The organism is Pseudoduganella sp. RAF53_2 (assembly GCF_052113985.1).
GTDB lineage: Bacteria > Pseudomonadota > Gammaproteobacteria > Burkholderiales > Burkholderiaceae_D > Rugamonas.
In genome coordinates this window covers 1-2845 of the sequence record NZ_JBFRDW010000726.1, presented here as the reverse complement: position 1 = coordinate 2845, position 2845 = coordinate 1, and the positions used below count along the sequence as shown (strand labels likewise).

Annotated in this window: 3 protein-coding genes; 2 read left to right on the top strand and 1 reads right to left on the bottom strand. The window is 61.1% G+C overall.

Annotated features, from left to right (window positions below):
* Positions 1–115: 115 nt before the first annotated feature.
* Positions 116–1315: an MFS transporter gene (locus tag AB4Z11_RS28500; protein WP_442029194.1), complete on the top strand. Its 1200-nt coding sequence runs from the start codon at positions 116–118 to the stop codon at positions 1313–1315.
* 3 nt (positions 1316–1318) lie between these two features.
* Here AB4Z11_RS28500 and AB4Z11_RS28495 read toward each other — a convergent pair whose 3' ends face one another.
* Positions 1319–2383, bottom strand: a complete 1065-nt coding sequence (locus tag AB4Z11_RS28495) for a rhodanese-like domain-containing protein (protein ID WP_442029193.1) — start codon at positions 2381–2383, stop codon at positions 1319–1321.
* 113 nt (positions 2384–2496) lie between these two features.
* On the opposite strand from AB4Z11_RS28495, the gene AB4Z11_RS28490 reads away from it, so the two are divergent.
* Positions 2497–2845 (top strand): glutathione S-transferase family protein (locus tag AB4Z11_RS28490; protein ID WP_442029192.1); only part of this gene is annotated, 349 nt, incomplete at its 3' end.

Genomic DNA, 2845 nt, shown 5'->3' with positions numbered 1-2845 from the left:
CCTTGAGCGACTCGGAAAGCGGTTTTGGCGGACGCGCTGGCATGATGTCCTTTTTGCGATGGTTTGTGGTCGAATATCGTAAGACAGGCATGGTGAATTTTCTCATAATGTGCCCATGACTACCATTACTCTCACCTCCCAATCGCAGAAAGCCAGGCCCGCCCTCGGCATTCTTGGCGCTATCAGCAGCGCCCACATGGTCAATGACATGATGCAGTCACTGATCCTGGCCATGTATCCCATCCTGAAAACGGGACTCGCATTGAGCTTTGCCCAGGTCGGCCTGATCACGCTGACTTACCAGCTCACCGCGTCCCTGCTGCAGCCACTGGTTGGCCTGTTCACCGACCGCCGTCCGCTGCCTTACTCGCTGCCCTTCGGCATGATGTCCACACTGATCGGCTTACTGCTGCTGTCGATTGCACCGACATTTGGCGTGGTGCTGCTGGCTGCGGCCTGCATCGGTATCGGTTCCTCCATCTTCCATCCGGAATCGACACGCATCGCGCGCCTGGCTTCGGGTGGGCAGCATGGCTTCGCGCAGTCCATGTTCCAGGTGGGCGGCAATATGGGCACGGCCATTGGTCCGCTGCTGGCGGCGGCGGTGATCGTGCCGTTCGGCCAGCGCAGCGTAGCCTGGTTTGGCTTGATCGCGCTGGCGGGAATTTTCGTGCTGCTGCAGGTTAGCCGCTGGTATGCGGCGCATCAGAAGGCCAATCAAGGCGCGAAGAAGGCAGCAGTTGCTTCGCCTTATCCGCGTAATGTGGTGATCGGCGCCATCGCCGTGCTGCTGGTGCTGATCTTCTCCAAGTATTTCTACATGGCGGGACTGACCAGTTTCTACACCTTCTACCTGATCGAACACTTCGGACTGAGCGTGCAGAACGCGCAGCTGCACCTGTTCTATTTCCTGTTTGCGTCCGCGGTGGGCACTGTGGCAGGCGGGCCGATTGGCGACCGCATCGGCCGCAAGCCGGTGATCTGGGTGTCGATCCTTGGGGTGGCGCCGTTCGCGCTGCTGCTGCCGCACGCAGATCTTTTCTGGACGACGACGCTGACCATTGTGATTGGTCTGGTGCTCTCTTCCGCCTTCTCCGCCATCCTGGTCTATGCGCAGGAACTGATGCCGGGAAAAATCGGCATGGTGTCCGGCTTGTTCTTTGGCTTCGCGTTCGGCATGGGCGGCCTGGGTGCTGCGCTGCTGGGCATCTTTGCCGACCGCACCAGCATCGCTTTCGTGTACCAGACTATTGCCTATCTGCCGCTGCTCGGCCTTGTGGCGGCCCTGCTGCCAAAAGGCGCACGCCGCGCCTGATCGTCAAACCGGGTCTGCCGCCACCGGCAGACCTTCGACCTTCCAGCGCAGCATGCCGCCCGCCAGATTGGCGACTTGCGGGAAGCCGGCCTTGGTCAGCAGCACGCAGGCTTGCGCCGAACGGGCGCCGGAACGGCAGACGGCGACCACGGGCTTTTCGCGGTCCAGTTCATCGACCCGGTCCATCAGCTTGGATAGCGGCATCAGGCGCGCGCCTTGCAGGTGCCCTAGCTGGTCGATGAATTCGGATGCTTCGCGCACGTCCACGATCTGGGCTTGCGGCGCGTGCTCCAGCAGCGACAAGGGTTCGATTTCCCACACGCCGCTGAAACGCAGGGTCAGCGGCGCCCAGTCCGGTGTTTCCAGTGGCGGCGCCTCGCCTTCCGGTTGGCCACAGCGCATATTGGCGGGCACCGCGACCGCCATCAGCTTGGGATGCGGCAGATTCAGGTTGTTCATATAGCCGCTGAAATCGCCGATGTCCGCATCGCCACCCAGGCGCGGATTGAAGCGGCACTCTTCGCCGACGCTGGATACCGTGATGCCGCGGTAGTCGTGGGCTGGATAGAGCAGGCATTCCCTCGGCAGCGACATGATCTGCTCGCGCACCGAAGAAAACAGCTGCTGCGGACTGCCCTGCTGGAAATCGGTCCGTCCGCAGCCGCGGATCAGCAGGCTGTCACCGGTGAAGGCCATGCTTTCGTCATCCAGCACATAAGTCAGGCAGCCATTGGTGTGGCCGGGCGTGGCGCGGACGCTCAGGTAGCGCGCGCCGAAATTAACGCGGTCGCCCTGCTTCAGCGGCATATCCACCAGCGACGCTTCCGCTGCCGCCGCCAGTCCGATACGGCTGCCGCAGCGCTGATGCAGCCGCCATGCACCGGTGACGTGGTCGGCGTGCACGTGGGTGTCGAGCGTGGCGATGAGTTTCAGGCCCAGCTCCTGCAGCAGAGCCAGATCGCGCGGGGCTTGCTCGTAGACCGGATCGATCAGCAGCGCTTCGCCGCTGTCGCCCAGCAAATAGGTGTAGGTAGACGACGTGGCGTCGAATAGCTGGCGGAAAATCATGGCGGCGCTCCGATTGACGAGAAATTCCAGTTTACAACGCGCAGCTATTTAAATGTCGATTTCGGCCAGGCTGCTTCGTCGTGGGATACTTACCCACCAAAAGGAGAACGACCATGTCGCTGAAACTGTATGCTCACCCCTTCTCGTCCTACTGCCAGAAAGTGCTGACTGCACTCTATGAGAACGGCACACCGTTCGAATGGAAGCTGCTGACGCCCGAACAGCCGGAGAATTACCAGCACCTGTCAGAGGTCTGGCCGCTGAAAAAATTCCCGCTGCTGGAGGATGAAGGCAAGGTGGTGACCGAAGCCAGCACCATCATCGAATACCTGCAACTCAACTATCCCGGGCCGGTGAAGCTGCTGCCGGATGATCCGCGCAAGGCATTGGAAGTGCGCAATATGGACCGCTTCTTCGACAACTACATTTCCACGCCTCAGCAGCGCTGCGTGTACAACGTGC

What these genes read in the sequence shown, in the direction of transcription:
- AB4Z11_RS28500 (WP_442029194.1), top strand. Translation starts at nt 116, where the DNA reads ATGACTACCATTACTCTCACCTCCCAATCGCAGAAAGCCAGGCCCGCC.
- AB4Z11_RS28495 (WP_442029193.1), bottom strand. Translation starts at nt 2,383, where the DNA reads ATGATTTTCCGCCAGCTATTCGACGCCACGTCGTCTACCTACACCTAT.